The sequence below is a fragment of the Blautia sp. OM07-19 genome (assembly GCF_003481595.1).
GTDB lineage: Bacteria > Bacillota > Clostridia > Lachnospirales > Lachnospiraceae > Blautia_A > Blautia_A intestinihominis.
The window spans coordinates 19,431-36,154 of the sequence record NZ_QULA01000005.1; the positions used below are offsets into that span (position 1 = coordinate 19,431).

At 43.3% G+C, this 16,724-nt stretch carries 11 protein-coding genes and 1 pseudogene; 10 read left to right on the plus strand and 2 right to left on the minus strand.

Going from position 1 to position 16,724, the window contains the following annotated elements; all coding sequences use genetic code 11:
• Window positions 1–103: 103 nt before the first annotated feature.
• From DXC01_RS05305 to DXC01_RS05315, 3 genes are all read left to right on the plus strand, one after another.
• The gene (locus DXC01_RS05305; RefSeq protein ID WP_022214091.1) at window positions 104–2,362 is read left to right on the plus strand and encodes a hydratase; all 2,259 of its coding nucleotides are present in this window, start codon (window positions 104–106) and stop codon (window positions 2,360–2,362) included.
• A gap of 1,270 nt (window positions 2,363–3,632) precedes the next feature.
• On the plus strand, window positions 3,633–4,337 hold the full coding sequence (locus DXC01_RS05310) for an RluA family pseudouridine synthase (RefSeq protein WP_118698458.1): 705 nt from the start codon (window positions 3,633–3,635) through the stop codon (window positions 4,335–4,337).
• A gap of 141 nt (window positions 4,338–4,478) precedes the next feature.
• Window positions 4,479–5,600, plus strand: coding sequence for a substrate-binding domain-containing protein (locus tag DXC01_RS05315; protein ID WP_118698459.1), 1,122 nt, complete (start codon window positions 4,479–4,481; stop codon window positions 5,598–5,600).
• An 86-nt stretch (window positions 5,601–5,686) separates the two neighbouring features.
• On the opposite strand, the pseudogene DXC01_RS05320 reads toward DXC01_RS05315, so the two are convergent.
• Window positions 5,687–6,528, minus strand: a pseudogene (locus DXC01_RS05320) (IS982 family transposase).
• A gap of 276 nt (window positions 6,529–6,804) precedes the next feature.
• Between DXC01_RS05320 and DXC01_RS05325 the strand changes: the two are divergent.
• The 4 genes from DXC01_RS05325 (at window position 6,805) to DXC01_RS05340 (ending at window position 10,116) form a co-directional block, all read left to right on the plus strand.
• Window positions 6,805–7,056, plus strand: a complete 252-nt coding sequence (locus DXC01_RS05325) for a helix-turn-helix domain-containing protein (RefSeq protein ID WP_118251850.1) — start codon at window positions 6,805–6,807, stop codon at window positions 7,054–7,056.
• 31 nt (window positions 7,057–7,087) lie between these two features.
• Complete coding sequence (locus tag DXC01_RS05330; RefSeq protein WP_118251849.1) at window positions 7,088–7,267, plus strand: hypothetical protein; 180 nt, start codon at window positions 7,088–7,090, stop codon at window positions 7,265–7,267.
• Between the two features lie 102 nt (window positions 7,268–7,369).
• Complete coding sequence (locus DXC01_RS05335; protein ID WP_420314286.1) at window positions 7,370–8,860, plus strand: sodium-dependent transporter; 1,491 nt, start codon at window positions 7,370–7,372, stop codon at window positions 8,858–8,860.
• A gap of 62 nt (window positions 8,861–8,922) precedes the next feature.
• On the plus strand, window positions 8,923–10,116 hold the full coding sequence (locus DXC01_RS05340; RefSeq protein WP_118251848.1) for a pyridoxal phosphate-dependent aminotransferase: 1,194 nt from the start codon (window positions 8,923–8,925) through the stop codon (window positions 10,114–10,116).
• Window positions 10,117–10,261: 145 nt separating this feature from the next.
• On the opposite strand, the gene DXC01_RS05345 is transcribed toward DXC01_RS05340, so the two are convergent.
• Window positions 10,262–10,963 carry a GTP pyrophosphokinase gene (locus tag DXC01_RS05345; protein ID WP_022214085.1) on the minus strand — a complete coding sequence of 234 codons (702 nt, stop codon included), beginning with the start codon at window positions 10,961–10,963 and terminating at the stop codon, window positions 10,262–10,264.
• A 506-nt stretch (window positions 10,964–11,469) separates the two neighbouring features.
• Between DXC01_RS05345 and adhE the strand changes: the two genes are divergently transcribed.
• From adhE to add, 3 genes are all read left to right on the plus strand, one after another.
• Window positions 11,470–14,079: a bifunctional acetaldehyde-CoA/alcohol dehydrogenase gene (gene adhE / locus DXC01_RS05350; RefSeq protein ID WP_118698460.1), complete on the plus strand. Its 2,610-nt coding sequence runs from the start codon at window positions 11,470–11,472 to the stop codon at window positions 14,077–14,079.
• Between the two features lie 264 nt (window positions 14,080–14,343).
• Window positions 14,344–15,648, plus strand: coding sequence for an AI-2E family transporter (locus tag DXC01_RS05355; RefSeq protein WP_243111553.1), 1,305 nt, complete (start codon window positions 14,344–14,346; stop codon window positions 15,646–15,648).
• A gap of 90 nt (window positions 15,649–15,738) precedes the next feature.
• On the plus strand, window positions 15,739–16,716 hold the full coding sequence (add, locus tag DXC01_RS05360) for an adenosine deaminase (RefSeq protein WP_118698461.1): 978 nt from the start codon (window positions 15,739–15,741) through the stop codon (window positions 16,714–16,716).
• Window positions 16,717–16,724: the final 8 nt, after the last annotated feature.

Consider the following 16,724-nt stretch of genomic DNA (forward strand, 5'->3'; position numbering starts at 1 on the left):
TGAAATGTCGTTGCAGATTTTAGCGAGATAAAGTATAATTAATATACATTTTGCAAAAACACAGAAGCGTGCAATGCATAATTTATATGAATGGAGGATTATTATGAAGCTATACGACGGTGGCGTTTACCTTGTAAATGGCAGTGACATTGTTGAAGAAAGCAAGTTTGATCAGCCGGTATCCAGAGAAGACGCAGCAAAGAACACCATGGCATATGATATCCTGGAAGCACACAATACTTCCGGAAATATGCAGAAATTACAGATCAAGTTTGATAAGTTAACATCCCATGATATTACTTTTGTAGGAATCATCCAGACAGCACGTGCTTCAGGACTTGAGAAATTCCCGATCCCATATGTGCTGACAAACTGTCACAACTCTCTGTGTGCAGTAGGCGGAACAATCAACGAAGATGACCACATGTTCGGACTTACCTGTGCAAAGAAATATGGCGGAGTATATGTACCTCCTCATCAGGCAGTCATCCATCAGTTCGCACGTGAGATGCTTGCAGGCGGCGGCAAGATGATCCTGGGTTCTGACAGCCACACCCGTTATGGTGCACTTGGTACCATGGCCATGGGCGAGGGTGGCGGTGAGTTGGTTAAGCAGCTCCTTTCCCAGACTTATGATATCAATATGCCGGGCGTAGTTGCGATCTACCTCAAGGGACAGCCGAGACCGGGCGTAGGACCGCAGGACGTTGCTCTGGCGATCATCGGCAAGGTATTTGCCAATGGATACGTTAAGAACAAAGTTATGGAATTCGTAGGACCTGGAGTTGCAGGTTTAAGTGCAGACTTCCGTATCGGAATTGACGTTATGACAACAGAGACAACCTGTCTTTCTTCTATCTGGCAGACAGATGAGACCATCGAAGAATTCTACGAGATCCATGGCAGAAAAGAAGACTACAAAGAACTCAAACCGGGCAAGGTTGCATACTATGACGGCTGCGTAGAGGTTGACTTAAGTGAGATCAAACCGATGATCGCAATGCCATTCCACCCAAGCAATACCTATACTATCGATGAACTCAAAGAAAACCTCTATGACATCCTTGATGATGTAGAGAAAAAGGCTCAGATCAGTCTCGACGGCAAAGTTCCATATTCTCTCAAGGACAAAGTCGTTGACGGTAAACTTTATGTAGAGCAGGGAATCATCGCCGGATGTGCAGGCGGCGGATTTGAGAATATCTGTGCAGCAGCAGACATCCTCCGCGGAGCAAGCATCGGTGCAGACGCCTTTACACTCAGCGTTTACCCGGCAAGTACACCGATCTATATGGAACTTGCAAGAAACGGTGTCCTGGCTGACCTCCTTGCAACAGGGGCAGTTGTCAAGACTGCTTTCTGCGGACCGTGCTTCGGTGCCGGAGACACACCTGCAAATAATGCGTTCAGTATCCGTCATACAACGAGAAACTTCCCGAACCGTGAAGGTTCCAAGGTCCAGAACGGACAGATTTCTTCCGTTGCACTTATGGATGCGAGATCCATCGCAGCAACAGCAGCAAACAAAGGCTTCCTGACTTCCGCAGAAGAATTTACCGGAAGCTACAGACATCAGAAATATTTCTTCGACAAAACAATTTATGAGAACCGTATCTTTGACAGCAAGGGCGTTGCAGATCCAAGCGTTGAGATCCAGTTCGGACCAAACATCAAAGACTGGCCGGAGATGCCTGCGCTGGCAGAGAACCTTGTTCTCAAAGTTGTTTCTGAGATCCATGATCCTGTTACAACAACAGACGAGCTGATTCCTTCCGGTGAGACTTCCTCTTTCCGTTCCAATCCGCTTGGACTGGCAGAGTTCACTCTTTCCAGAAGAGATCCGGAGTACGTTGGACGTGCCAAAGAGATCCAGAAGGCACAGAAGGCGATCGAAGCAGGAGAATGTCCGGCAGAGGCAGTTCCGGAACTGAAACCGGTTATGGAAGCTGTTAAGAAACAGTTCGCAGATATCAGCAAAGAAAACGTCGGAGTCGGAAGTACGATCTTCGCTGTAAAACCTGGTGATGGCTCTGCACGTGAGCAGGCCGCTTCCTGCCAGAAGGTTCTCGGCGGATGGGCAAACATCGCAAACGAGTACGCTACCAAACGTTACCGCTCAAACCTTATCAACTGGGGCATGCTTCCATTCCTGATCCCGCAGGGAGAGCTTCCGTTTACCAACGGTGATTTCCTGTTCTTCCCGCATATCAGAGAAGCTGTTGCTGATAAAGCCGACAGCATCACCGGATATGTAGTCAAAGAAGACGGACTTAAGGAGTTCCAGGTAACACTCGGAGAACTGACCGATGACGAACGTGAGATCATCCTCAAAGGATGTCTGATCAACTACAACAGAAAATAAGACTGGTTCTGGCACCCCACATACAGAACCAACCCCTGTTTGTGCAGTCCCGCAGGATGGCTTACCACAGCCTCCCGCGGGACTGCTTTTTGTATGGAAGAGGAGTTTTATAATATGTTTAAATTATCAGAAAATAATAAAAAATACACACAAATAAAACAAGAATAATATTATAAACACGAAAAATATACAATAAATTAAAAAATAATCGAAAAATGTGTTGACAAATACACTATACAGTGCTATTATAATGACATCAAAAGAAAACAAAAACAAAACACAAAAGAAACTCATTCAATTCATAGTATAGAGAACATGAAAGGAATGAAAATCAAAAGAAAGGCAAGGGTGATACCGTTGGGACAGTAGTTACTAATCACAATCAATATAAGAAGTGATAGGAATCGAGTTTCCTGCAAGAAAGACCTGATACATATTAGCCCATTAATTTAAGAAATAATCATATTCTTAGAGAAGAAAGATGAAATTTACAGCCTGGTGAACAGGACTTCATGAAAAGAAATGATCGTTTATCATAAGTATTACAGGTATATAGAATCGATTACTTATATTGAATAACTATCACGCACCTGATACAGAGACTTTCGAAAATGTGTAAAGAAACATTTTTGAAAAAGTATAACTCCTTATTTTAGAGCATCGTCTGGAAGCAGAGATCCAGAGAAGCTTGAAGATAAATAAGCAAGATACTTTGAGATGCATATAAGATTTATTCTAATATGGATTGAAACTTTGCATCAGAAGAACATCTCCTCACAACAGATGTTAAGAAGAGATTATAAGGAATCTTATTTCAAAGGAAAACAGTTTGGAATTTAAGAAGTTAAGTTTGGAGCTGCTCTAATCCAATGAAAAAGAATATCCTAAGTTTCTCAATAAATTATAATTCGTAGATTATAATTTAAAATCTATAAACTTTCTAAATAGACGAAGTGATAAAAATCGTATCGTTTATGAGCAGGGAATAAAACAATCGCAACCACAAAATAAGACATCAATATGATATCGAAATTAATATAAAAACTAAATACAGAGAATTGGATCAGAGATATATGATGTAGATATATCACAGGAATTCAATTAGCAAACAAGACGATAAGTTTTGAAAGAACTAAGAGGTTATTAAAAATTGAATAGTGAAGAGTGTTAAGACGACCATCCTTTTATAAATAATTCGCGAAGAATAAATAGAAGTGATGGTCGTCTTACGTGTTGTATGTTATACTCTCCTCAAAAGGAGAGATTTTTTATGCAAAGTTTTAATATACAGGATTGTATTCTTTATGAAGATAAGGATATTCTGGTGTGCCATAAACCGGCGGGCGTTGCCGTGCAGAGTGCCCGCTTTGGAATGGCAGATATGGAAAGCAGCCTTAAGAATCATCTGGCACTTAAGACACCGGGCAAGATGCCGTATCTCGGGATCATACACAGACTGGATCAGCCGGTAGAGGGCGTTCTGGTATTTGCAAAAACGCCAAAGGCTGCCGCCGAACTGAACCGACAGATCACGTCTAAAACTGTCACAAAAGAATATCTGGCAGTAACCGCACAGCTGCCAGAGGAAAAGCAGGGGCATCTGGAAGATTACCTCAAAAAAGATAACCGGACAAATTCTTCCTCCGTGGTCACTCCGAAGACTCCCGGAGCAAAGAAAGCCAGCCTGGATTACAGTATTCAGGAAGAAATCAAAGACGAACGCACCGCAACAGGAAAAAGGATCCTTGTTAAGATCATCCTGGATACAGGACGACATCATCAGATCCGTGTGCAGATGGCTCACAAAGGCATGCCGCTCCTTGGAGACCGGAAATATAACGCCGCAGATAAGTCTGGCCTTCCGTTAGGATTATGCTCCTGCCATCTGGCTTTCCGCCACCCGGCAAACGGAAAAAAAATGGAATTTAAAGTCACACCGAAAGGTGAGACATTCAAAGGCTTTTTGACACTGTAAAGCATATCAGCAAGAATGTATTATTTTCCGCTCAAATAATGAAAAAACTATGAAATCTATGGACGCAAAAAAGAAAATGTGTATAATGTAAAAAAAGAAGCGCATTTGTATGAAGTTTGGATTAAGAAAAGAGGGAAAATAATGAGAAAAGCGGCTGCAGCCGGAATTATCCTTGCTGGTGCCATACTGGTGGCAGGGGGACTCGACAAAGAAAGCGGCTCTGAGAATTTTGTGGCGGATGTGCAGGCAAATGACGAGACAGCACAGACAGAGGAAGAGACAGATTCAGATCCGGAATCAGAGGAAGAAGCTGCACTGGCAGCACAGATCGATACTTCTGCACCCGTAACGAAGGGAAGTAGAATTGCAGTTGTAAGTAAGAGCGTGGATGGTGAGTACTGGAAGGCACTTCATTCCGGTATGGAAGATGCGATTAAGGATGTCAATGCGGCATACGGTTTTACATCCGATGACCAGATCACGATGACCTTTGAAGGCGCAAGTGATGAGCAGGATGTGGAGAAGCAGGTTAATACACTGGATGCAGTTATTGCAGAGAATCCAACGGTATTATGTCTTTCAGCAGGCGACGAGGATTCCTGCCAGGCACAGCTTGAGGCAGCCAGAGAGAATGACATTGCAGTAGTAGCTTTTGACTCCAATGTAAGTGACAGTGATATGATCGCCGTTTTCCGCGGAACAGATAATGTTTATGTAGGAAAGATGGCGGGAGAGAAATTAAGCGATGCGATCGGAAAAAGCGGTAAAGTCGCAATTTTTTCCGCTCAGGAGAAGACAGAGAGCTCTAAGAAACGTGTAGAAGGATTCAAGGAAGCTCTCGCAGAATGTCCGGACATTACAGTTGTTCAGGAATTATATACAGATCAGGTGGATGACATGAAAACTGCCATGGAAGATGCTCTTCGGAGATATCCGGATCTGGCAGGCGTGTTCTGTACGAATGCAGATGTATCTGATCTTTATCTCGATATTGAGAAAGCAGAGGGTACAGCACCGGTCATGGTTGGAGTGGATGCAACTACCAAACAGCAGGACGCAGTTCGTAATGGTTCAGAGGCAGGCATTGTTTCACAGTCCCCGTATCAGCTGGGATACCAGACGATCCTTGCAGCCGTACAGCTGACCGTTCCGTATGAGAAAGTTTCCAGCGGTCTGGAGAAATTTGTATACTATGATCCTGTATGGATCGATACCACGAATCTGGATGCTCCAGAGTACAGCTCTTATCTGTATGGGAAATAAATTAACCTGTTGTGCTATTTCAAATAAAACGTTTAAAACTTGTAAAAACCGCAAAGAATCCCTGTTATTATTGATAAATAAATTTTTTAGAATATCAATTCTTTGATTTTTCCAAGTTCGCAGGTTTCGCCGAAAATACTGTTTAATGCAATGCAGAGGTTGTATGCCAATACTTTATTAACCAAACGGGTGCATAAGCCCTGAAAGCTTTTGACCAGTTTTCTTTACCGTTGGAACGCTTGAGTGCAAAAAGACAGATCGTTTGTTCCTTCATTTCCTGCATGAGTTTTTCGCCAACATATCCTTTATCTGCTAAAATTGTAATATTTGAACAATTATCCGCCAGATCCCGTAATCCTTCGCGGTCATCTGTGGATGCCGGCGTAATCTCAAATGCAGTAATGTAACCTTCTAATGTGACCAGGGTATGCACTTTATAACCAAAGTAAGTTTCCTTTTTAGAAGGACACTTTCCGTAATCAGCATCCTGGCTGCGAAATGTTTTGCAGTATCGTGCACGTCCAAATTTACAGACTGCAAGCGGAAAACTATCAAGAATGCAATAAGAACTGACCGGAACCGGAAAAACAGAGCGCATTTTTTGTCTTAATAATTCGGTTATCTGCATCAGAGCACGCCTTGTTCTGTTAAAACGGCTTCTGCTGCAAAGCTGTGGGAAAAGGTGTCGGTAATTCTTTTTTACAAAAGAAAACCAGGCATTTTCAGAATCAATACCGACCAACTCTCCACAGAGAGCAATCGTAATGATTTCGGAATCAGATAGTTTTGCATCCAAAACATGGCGACGTTTTCTGACTTCCGAAGGTGCAAAGCGGTGATACAATTCATCAATAATAACGTAAGTGGTCAAAATAAAGTCTTCAAAAGTTGCGATAATCGTGGTATCATTATTTTGAAACTTCAACATGATGATGCCCCCTTTCAAATTTGTATGTCCTACAAATAAGATAGCACATTTTGTTGAAGTTTCTTTATATTTTATTTTATCTAGCACAACAAGTTAATTTAACAAATGTAGTAAGGATTCCCTCACCTATAGGTGAAGGGATGAATTGACCTTTGAGCATATCTGCTCGAATAATTCATAAAAGCACTTGTTCTTATAAAACAAATATATTATAATGAAGCAAGAACAATGTGTTCATAGAAATAGAATCAATCCGTCAGTATATAGAAAGTCAGGGTGAGAAAAGTAAACCGGGCAGTAAAAATAAGAATCTATCCAAATAAAGAACAGATATCTCAGATAGAGAAAACAATCGGTTGCTGCCATTTTCTTTATAACCAGATGCTTGCAGATAAGATCAGTCATTACCAGAAAGAAAAAAAGATGTTGAAAAATACACCGGCCGGATATAAAAAAGAATATTCATGGCTGAAAGAAGTAGACCTTCGAACCGCATATCGTATCCTGCCCGTACTTTACCGTAGATAAGCTCGTTCTCGACGGACAGCACGTCAAAAAAGTGTTCGGCGAGATCGACAAGACTTCCTTCGTAAGCATTCTCGTCATGGAAGGAAAAGGTACGATCCGCGATAAGGAAGAAACCCTGACTTTCAAAAAAGGAGACAGCCTCTTTGTCACAGCCAATATCGGTGAGTATGAACTGGAAGGTGCTTTTGAGGCACTTGTAACGACCGTATAACATCTTGCCTGATATAACTATATATAAAACTTCAAATTGAAATCCCAATTCCTGCAAGGACAGTTCACATCGGACTGTCCTTGTGTTATAATAGATAAGTTAATGAAAATGGAGGAGGAAAATCTTTTGAAAGAAAGAGAAACATTTGGATCAAGACTTGGATTCATCCTGGTTTCAGCAGGATGTGCAGTAGGTCTTGGAAACGTATGGAAATTTCCGTACATGACAGGTAAGTACGGCGGTGCCGCTTTTATCCTGATCTATCTTGGCTTTCTTGTACTGCTTGGACTTCCGATCCTTGTAAGCGAATTTGCAGTAGGACGAAGCAGCAGACTGAGTACGGCAAGAGCATTTCACAAACTGGAGCCGGAAGGTTCTAATTTCCATAAATACAGCTATATGGGAATGATCGGTAACTACATGCTGATGATGTTTTATACGATGGTTGCAGGATGGATGATGTACTATTGTTATGTTATGGCAACCGGGAAACTGAGCGGAGCTTCTTCCGAAGAAGTGAGCAGATTTTTCTCAAATCTGATGACATCTACAGGAACGATGACTGGATGGATGATCGCAGCGGTCCTGCTGGCATTTGGTGTATGTTCCCTGGGACTTCAGAACGGAATCGAGCGTATCACTAAGATTATGATGATCTGTCTGCTGGCACTGATCGTTGTACTGGCAGTTCACTCCGTAACACTGGATGGAGCAATGGAAGGTGTGAAATTCTACCTTGTACCGAATCTTGACAATATCCGCGAGGCAGGAATTGGAAATGTAATCTTTGGGGCACTGTCACAGGCATTCTTTACTTTGAGTATCGGTATCGGAGCGATGGAGATCTTCGGAAGCTACATGGGCAAAGAACGTACCCTTGCAGGAGAAAGCATCAACATCCTGATCCTGGATACCTTCGTAGCACTGATGGCAGGACTTATTATCATTCCGGCGTGTTTTTCATTCAATGTAGAGCCGGGAGCAGGTCCGGGACTTGTGTTCATCACTCTGCCAAATGTGTTCAATCAGATGGCTGGCGGAAGACTCTGGGGAGCACTGTTCTTCCTGTTTATGTCTTTTGCGGCACTGTCTACAGTAATTGCAGTATTCGAAAATATCCTGTCCTTTGCAATGGATCTGTGGGGATGGAAACGCAACAAGGCTGTTGCATTTAATATCGTTCTGATCATTATCCTTTCCATGCCGGCAATCCTTGGCTTTGGACCATGGTCCGGAATCCAGATCCTTGGTGAAGGAACAACTATCATGGATCTTGAGGACTTTATTATCTCAAACAACATCCTGCCGCTTGGATCTGTAATATTCGTGATTTTCTGTACATCTAAGAACGGATGGGGATGGAAGAATTTCCTGAGAGAAGCCAACACAGGAAAAGGAGCGAAATTCCCGGCATTCATCAGAAATTACATGCTGTGGGTGATCCCGGTCGTTGTAGCGATCATTTATCTCAAAGGTTACTATGACATGTTCCAGCCAAAGGGAAATGCTTATCTGATCCCATGGATGATCGTCGGTATTGCCATGCTGGCACTGACAGGATGGATCTCATTCGGACACAGCAAAAAGAAATAAGATACCACGGAACAATCCGTAAGTATCGCAAACAATAAGAATTAAGAGGAGGCACAAGTATTATGATAGCAGAAAAAATGAAACCTTTCGTACAGAACAATTCAGCAATCCGTATGATGTTCGAAGAAGGAAACCGTCTCCGGGCAAAGTACGGTGCGGACAAAGTCTATGACTTCAGCCTTGGAAATCCAAGTGTTCCGGCACCGGACTGTGTACGCGAAGCAATCATAGATCTTGTAAACAACGAAGAACCGACTGTCCTTCATGGATATATGAGTAACGCCGGGTTCGAGGATGTCAGAGAGACGATCGCACAGTCTCTGAACCGTCGTTTCGAAACTGCTTTTTCTGCACATAATCTGATCATGACTGTTGGTGCTGCCAGTGGCCTGAACGTGATCCTCAAAACGATCCTGAATTCTGGAGAGGAAGTGATCGTTTTTGCACCGTATTTCCTGGAATATGGTGCATATGTCCGCAACTATGATGGCAAGCTTGTGGAAATCTCACCGAACACAGAGACCTTTCAGCCGAACCTTAAAGAACTGGAAGAAAAAATTACAGTCAACACTCGTGCAGTGATCGTAAATACACCGCACAATCCGACAGGTGTCGTTTATTCCGAGGATACTATCAAAGAACTTGCAGCGATCCTGGAGAAAAAACAGCAGGAGTTCGGTTCTGTGATCTATCTGATTTCTGATGAGCCATACAGAGAGCTGGCTTATGACGGCGTAGAAGTTCCGTATCTGACGAAATACTACAAGAATACGGTTGTAGGATATTCCTACAGTAAATCTCTGTCTTTGCCGGGTGAGCGTATCGGTTATCTGGTCATTCCGGATGAGCTGGAAGACAGCGCAACCGTCATCACAGCAGCAGCGATCGCAAACCGTGTACTCGGAAGTGTCAATGCACCGTCCCTGATGCAGAAAGTCATCCAGAAATGCGTAGACGCAGAAGTAGATGTTGCAGCTTATGACAGAAACCGTCTGGCACTTTACAATGGACTGACAGAATGTGGATTTGAGTGCATCAAACCACAGGGAGCTTTTTACCTGTTCGTGAAATCTCCGATCGCAGATGAGAAGCAGTTCTGTGAGGCCGGCAAGAAATACAATATCCTCATGGTTCCGGGAAGCTCCTTTGCCTGCCCGGGATATGTGAGGCTGGCATACTGTGTTTCCTATGAGACGATCCAGAATTCCCTTCCGGAGTTTAAGAAACTGGCTGCGGAGTATGGACTGGGCAAATAATCCACATGAAACAACAAAAGAATGACAAAAAAATAACAATATAAAACACTATTTATACAGGATTTTAGATAAAACCACAAAAACAGGAGCCCCTCTTGTAGAAATACAAGGCAGAGGCTCCTGTCTACGTTTACATGGCATTATATCAGATCTTATCAATTTTCTTGCGGATCGCCAGCATCTTCTGATCGAGCTGGCTGATCATAGAGGCACATTGCTGCAGTTCCTCATTGATAACGGCAGCCTGTTTCTGACCTCTCTTATAACGGAGCTGGTGGTCGAGGTTTGCCCAGTAATCCATTGCAGCCGTCCGGAGCTGAAGCTCCAGTTTGACCCATTGATTCTCATTCTGGAATGGAATTGCGATCTCCAGGATCAGATGCAGGCTCTGATAGCCGGATTTCTTGGGCTGCTTGATATAGTCCTTGATCTTGATGATGCGGATGTCCTGCTGTTTCTGGATCAGGTCAGCCACCTTGTAGATATCGTCCACATAAGCGCACACAGCACGGACCCCGATCAGGTCGTTGATCTTTTCCACTGCCTGCGCGAAATTCATATCGAGGCCTTTTTTCTGCATTTTCTTGCAGACACTGTCGTAGCTCTTGAGTCGTCCGGTCTTCATCTGTATGTAGTTTCGTCCGGTCTTCATCAGCAGAAAAGTGTTGATGATATCGATCTTGGTCATCATAAGATTGATGGCACATTGTCCCTGGATGCTGAACTCGCTGTCGGTCAGCATATTCTTTAATAGTTCTTTCTTTTTCAATTTCTGTCTTTCTTCCTCTAATTGTATCAGTGTGAATGTTTCTGGTTCTGTTACCCGTATTGCATTACCGCTTCCCATTAGAATACTCCTTCAATAATAAATCTGTAGATTGATCGTGTTAAAAGAAAGTAAAACAGAAGAGAATCGCAGAACAGGGAATAGTTCTGTGTCATCTCTTATCCTCTAATCTATGCAGGATAAAATAGGAATATGACAATATATTCTGATGTATTATTCTATTATATACAAAATAACTAATTTGTACAGAGAAAAACAAAAAAACTTATATAAAATACCATATAAAAATAAAATGCAAAATAAGTAACCATAAAATATGATAAATATATACAAAAATGCCCCGGGTAGAGTTGTGCAAATTACATAAAAAGAATAAATAAAAAGGGATTTAGTGGATTTTTTAGGTGGTTAAAATATATTGACAAATGATTAACAATCTAATACAATAGCCTCATCAGCAAGATTGATAAATAATTAACGTTAATCCATTAACACACACAACCATCAAACACACTACTAAAACCAGAAAGAATCAAATCACAAGAGGAAAACAGGAGGATTCAGAAATGGCAAAGAAAGAAACCCACATCCCGGCAATTATCGACACTCCAGAGGCACTTGAAGCCAAGATCGCTGCGATGAAAGAAGCTCAGAAAATTTTTGCTACCTATACTCAGGAGCAGGTAGACAAGATCTTCAAAGCAGCCGCAACAGCAGCAGACAAAGCCCGTATCCCGCTTGCAAAAGCAGCCGTTGAAGAAACAGGAATGGGTATCGTAGAAGATAAAGTCATCAAGAACCATTACGCAGCAGAGTACATCTACAATGCATACAAAAACACCAAGACCTGTGGTGTACTGGAAGAAGATCCGGTTTATGGAATCAAGAAAATTGCAGAACCGATCGGTCTGATCGCAGCAGTTATCCCGACAACAAACCCGACTTCCACAGCAATCTTCAAAACCCTGATCGCTCTGAAGACAAGAAACGCAATCATCATCAGCCCACATCCACGTGCAAAAGGAAGCACTATTGAAGCTGCCAAAGTTGTTCTTGAAGCAGCAGTAAAAGCAGGTGCTCCGGAAGGAATCATTGGCTGGATCGATGTACCAAGCCTTGAGCTTACAAACCTCGTAATGAAGGAAGCTGACATCATTCTTGCAACAGGTGGTCCTGGAATGGTTAAAGCAGCATACTCCTCCGGAAAACCGGCACTTGGTGTTGGAGCCGGAAATACACCGGTTATCATCGACGACACAGCAGATGTCCGTCTTGCAGTAAACTCCATCATCCATTCCAAAACATTTGATAATGGTATGATCTGTGCTTCTGAGCAGTCCGTAACTGTTCTTGAAGGCATTTACAAAGCAGTAAAAGAAGAGTTCCAGTACAGAGGATGCTACTTCCTTAAGAAAGACGAAATCGAAAAAGTAAGAAAAACAATCCTGATCAACGGTGCACTGAATGCCAAGATCGTTGGACAGAAAGCAGCTACGATCGCTGAGATGGCAGGAGTTACTGTTCCGGCAGAAACCAAGATCCTGATCGGTGAAGTAGAATCTGTAGATATCAGCGAAGAGTTCGCACACGAGAAACTTTCTCCTGTACTTGCAATGTACAAGGCAAAAACCTTCGACGAAGCTATCGCAAAAGCAGAACAGCTGGTAGCTGACGGTGGATATGGACATACATCTTCTCTGTACATCAACGTAAATGAGAAAGAAAAGATGGCAAAACATGCAGCAGCAATGAAGACCTGCCGTATCCTGATCAACACTCCATCTTCTCAGGGTGGTATCGGAGATCTCTACAACTTTAAACTCGCTCCGTCTCTGACACTTGGATGCGGTTCCTGGGGTGGAAACTCTGTATCTGAAAACGTTGGTGTTAAACACCTGATCAATATCAAGACTGTTGCTGAGAGGAGAGAGAACATGCTCTGGATGAGAACCCCGGAAAAAGTTTACTTCAAAAAAGGCTGCCTGCCGGTTGCTCTTGATGAGCTGAAAAACGTGATGGGCAAAAAACGCTGCTTCATCGTAACGGACTCCTTCCTTTACAAGAATGGATACACCAAGAAGATCGAAGACAAACTTGACGAAATGGGAATCGTTCATACATGCTTCTCTGATGTAGAACCAGACCCGTCCCTCGCTTCTGCAAGAGCAGGTGCTGCAGCAATGCGTGCATTCGAACCAGACTGCATCATCGCAATGGGTGGTGGATCCGCAATGGATGCTGGTAAGATCATGTGGGTTCTCTATGAAAACCCGGATGCAGACTTCGATGATATGGCAATGGACTTCATGGATATCCGTAAGAGAATCTATACATTCCCGAAAATGGGTAAAAAAGCTTACTTCATCGCCGTACCTACATCTTCCGGTACAGGTTCTGAGGTAACACCTTTCGCCATCATCACAGACAAAGAAACAGGAATCAAATGGCCTCTGGCTGACTACGAACTGTTACCGGATATGGCGATCGTAGATACAGACAACATGATGAGTGCACCAAAAGGACTGACAAGTGCTTCCGGTATCGACGTTATGACACATGCTCTTGAGGCATATGTATCCATGATGGCTTCTGACTACACAGACGGTCTTGCACTCCGTGCAATCAAACTGGTATTTGATTATCTGCCAAGAGCATACAGAAACGGAAATGATGTAGAGGCAAGAGATCATATGGCAAATGCTTCCTGCATGGCTGGTATGGCATTCGCAAATGCATTCCTCGGAGTAAACCACTCCCTGGCTCACAAACTGGGCGCTTTCCATCACATCCCGCACGGTATCGCAAACGCTCTGGTACTTACAGATGTTATGCGCTACAATGCAGCAGAAGTTCCGGCTAAGATGGGTACTTTCCCGCAGTATCAGTATCCGAAGACACTGGCTCGCTACGCAGAGGTTGGCCGTTTCGTAGGACTGACAGGAAAAGATGACAAAGAAGTATTTGAGAAACTTCTGGAGAAACTCGAAGAACTCAAGAAGATCATCGAGATCAAACCTACCATCAAAGATTACGGTGTAGACGAGAAATACTTCATTGAGACTCTTGATGAGATGAGCGAGCAGGCATTCAACGACCAGTGTACTGGTGCAAACCCGAGATACCCACTCATCGCAGAACTCAAAGAAATCTACCTGAAAGCTTACTATGGTAAATAATTAAAACGATATATTTTCTTCCATAAAATATAAATAATATAAGCGGCGATTGCCCCGGCATTACAGGAACGTAGTGCCGGGGCAGTTGCTTTATGGCAGTTAAGATTTGTTTAAGATTTGCGCGGACAAATTTAAGACTTTGTGTGTTGAAAAGAAAGAACACGAATGTTACAATAAACACCAACAGATATGGTAAAATCAAACAAAAACCACATACATCTTATGTGGAACAAAGGAAGCGTTAAGCTTCAGGGGGCATGATTATTGAAACAGAATGAAAACACAAAATACGTGAAACTTGGAATTACAGGTGCAGCAGTCCTGGCGTTTGGATTTGCGATCATGTATATCCTGAACCAGAGCCAGAGTATCGCAGCAGGAATCCGCGTGATCTTTAATATCCTGAAACCATTCCTGTATGGCGCACTGATCGCTTATATCCTTGCACCGATGTGCAACCGGATGGATGACAGATTCCTGAAATGGTTTCCAAATGCAACTGAGAAACAGAAAAAGGGAATGAAGTTTCTTTCCATTGCAATAGCGATCATATGTGCAGTGACTCTCGTAGTTCTGCTGATCCTGCTGATCTTACCGCAGGTATGGGACAGTACGATCAAAATCATCCGTATCCTTCCGGCACGGCTTGCATACTGCAATCGTATGATAGATCAGGTGCTCCAGGATCAGCCGCAGCTTCAGGCATATTTTAATCATTTTTCTTCACAGATTGAAAGTGGTCTGAATGACATTCTGAGTGCGAATTCCAGTATGATGCAGACAATTCAGGGGATTATAGGGAATCTTACCGTACAGTTGATTGAAGTCCTGAGTGTATTCAAGAATATGTTCCTCGGATTTTTGATTGCAGTATATCTCCTTGCCAGCCGCAAACTGTTTGGCGCACAGGCGAAACTTCTCCTGTATGGTATATTCCCGAACAAATGGGCACAGATCATCGAGGAAGAAGTCCATTACACAGACAAGATGTTCAATGGATTCTTTGTTGGCAAGATCATCGACTCTGCAATCATCGGTGTGATCTGTTTTGCAGGGACAACGTTGTTGGGATTTGAATCTGCAGCGTTTATCAGCGTTGTCATCGGTGTGACGAACATCATACCGTTTTTCGGACCTTTTATCGGTGCAATCCCGTGTGCATTACTTCTTCTTCTTGACAACCCGTGGCAGGCATTGTATTTCCTCATCTTTATCGTGATTCTTCAGCAGGTAGATGGAAATATCATTGGACCGAAGATCCTCGGAAACACAACAGGCGTTTCCAGCTTCTGGGTGCTGTTTTCCATTCTTCTGTTTGGCGGATTATGGGGACTTGTGGGAATGGTCATTGCGGTTCCGCTTTTTGGCGTACTCTATGATATTATCAGGAAACTGACAAACAGAGGACTTCAGAAGAACCACAAAGAAGACATGAGAGAAGAATACGATAATAGCTTCCACAAGCCGGAACCACTGAAGGAAAAATCTTCCGAGCCGAAACTTTCCAGAGAGAAACTTCTTGAGGCAAAGGTTCAGCTTCTGAAGAAAAAGAAACAACAGAAACATTGATTCAAAGTAATTAAGAACTGATTCAGGTGCAGTCTCGTGATGCCCGCCGGATCAGTTCTTTTCAGAAATGGAAGGAAAAGGAGAATGAATATGACGAAAGAAGAACTGAAACAACTGCCAAAAGTAGAGCTGCACTGTCATCTGGACGGTTCACTCAGCAGAGAATTTATAGAGAAAAGACTTGGAAGACAGGTCAGCCAGGAAGAACTTACAGTTTCTGACGACTGTACGAGTCTTGCCGAATATCTTGAGAAATTTGACATCCCGGGCCGATGCCTCATGGACGAACAGGGACTTGCGGAAGCCGGTTATGATGTACTTCGCAGCATGAGCCAGGAAAATGTCTGCTATGCAGAGATCCGTTTCGCTCCGCTGTTCTCAGAGACAGAGGATATGAACTGCAGCAAAGTGATCGAAGCACTTCTTAGTGGTCTGGAACGCGGCAGGAAAGATTTTGGAGTAGAGTACGGAGTACTCACCTGTGCAATGCGCCATCATAGCGAGGAAGAGAATTATCGTATGCTCAAGGCGGCAAGGGAATATCTCGGTTCCGGTGTATGCGGAGCAGACCTTGCTGGAGCAGAGGCAGCATATCCAATGTCGGAGTTCATGGAACTGTTTACAAAAGCGGGGAAACTGGGGATACCTTTTACTCTCCATGCAGGAGAATGTGGAAATCCTCAGAATATCATAGATTCTGTGCAGGTCGGAGCAAAGAGGATCGGACATGGTATCGCCATGCGTGGTCATAAAGAACTTGAGAGAGCACTTGCAGAGAAAAACATAGGAATCGAAATGTGCCCGATCAGCAATCTCCAGACAAAAGCAGTCAACAGTACCGCAGAATATCCGCTCCGTGAATTCCTGGATGCAGGACTGAAGGTATCGATCAACACCGACAACCGGACAGTCAGCAATACAAATCTGACCAAAGAACTGGATTTCATCCAGAGAACCTACGGGATCCGTGATGAAGAACTTCCGCTCCTGATGAAGAATGCAGTGGACACAGCTTTTGCAGCAGATGAGGTGAAAGCAGCACTGTACCGGAAACTGGGAATCCGGTAAATTTCAGG

What these genes read in the sequence shown, in the direction of transcription:
- DXC01_RS05305 (WP_022214091.1), top strand. Translation starts at nt 104, where the DNA reads ATGAAGCTATACGACGGTGGCGTTTACCTTGTAAATGGCAGTGACATT.
- DXC01_RS05310 (WP_118698458.1), top strand. Translation starts at nt 3,633, where the DNA reads ATGCAAAGTTTTAATATACAGGATTGTATTCTTTATGAAGATAAGGAT.
- DXC01_RS05315 (WP_118698459.1), top strand. Translation starts at nt 4,479, where the DNA reads ATGAGAAAAGCGGCTGCAGCCGGAATTATCCTTGCTGGTGCCATACTG.
- DXC01_RS05335 (WP_420314286.1), top strand. Translation starts at nt 7,370, where the DNA reads ATGAAAATGGAGGAGGAAAATCTTTTGAAAGAAAGAGAAACATTTGGA.
- DXC01_RS05340 (WP_118251848.1), top strand. Translation starts at nt 8,923, where the DNA reads ATGATAGCAGAAAAAATGAAACCTTTCGTACAGAACAATTCAGCAATC.
- DXC01_RS05345 (WP_022214085.1), bottom strand. Translation starts at nt 10,963, where the DNA reads ATGGGAAGCGGTAATGCAATACGGGTAACAGAACCAGAAACATTCACA.
- adhE (WP_118698460.1), top strand. Translation starts at nt 11,470, where the DNA reads ATGGCAAAGAAAGAAACCCACATCCCGGCAATTATCGACACTCCAGAG.
- add (WP_118698461.1), top strand. Translation starts at nt 15,739, where the DNA reads ATGACGAAAGAAGAACTGAAACAACTGCCAAAAGTAGAGCTGCACTGT.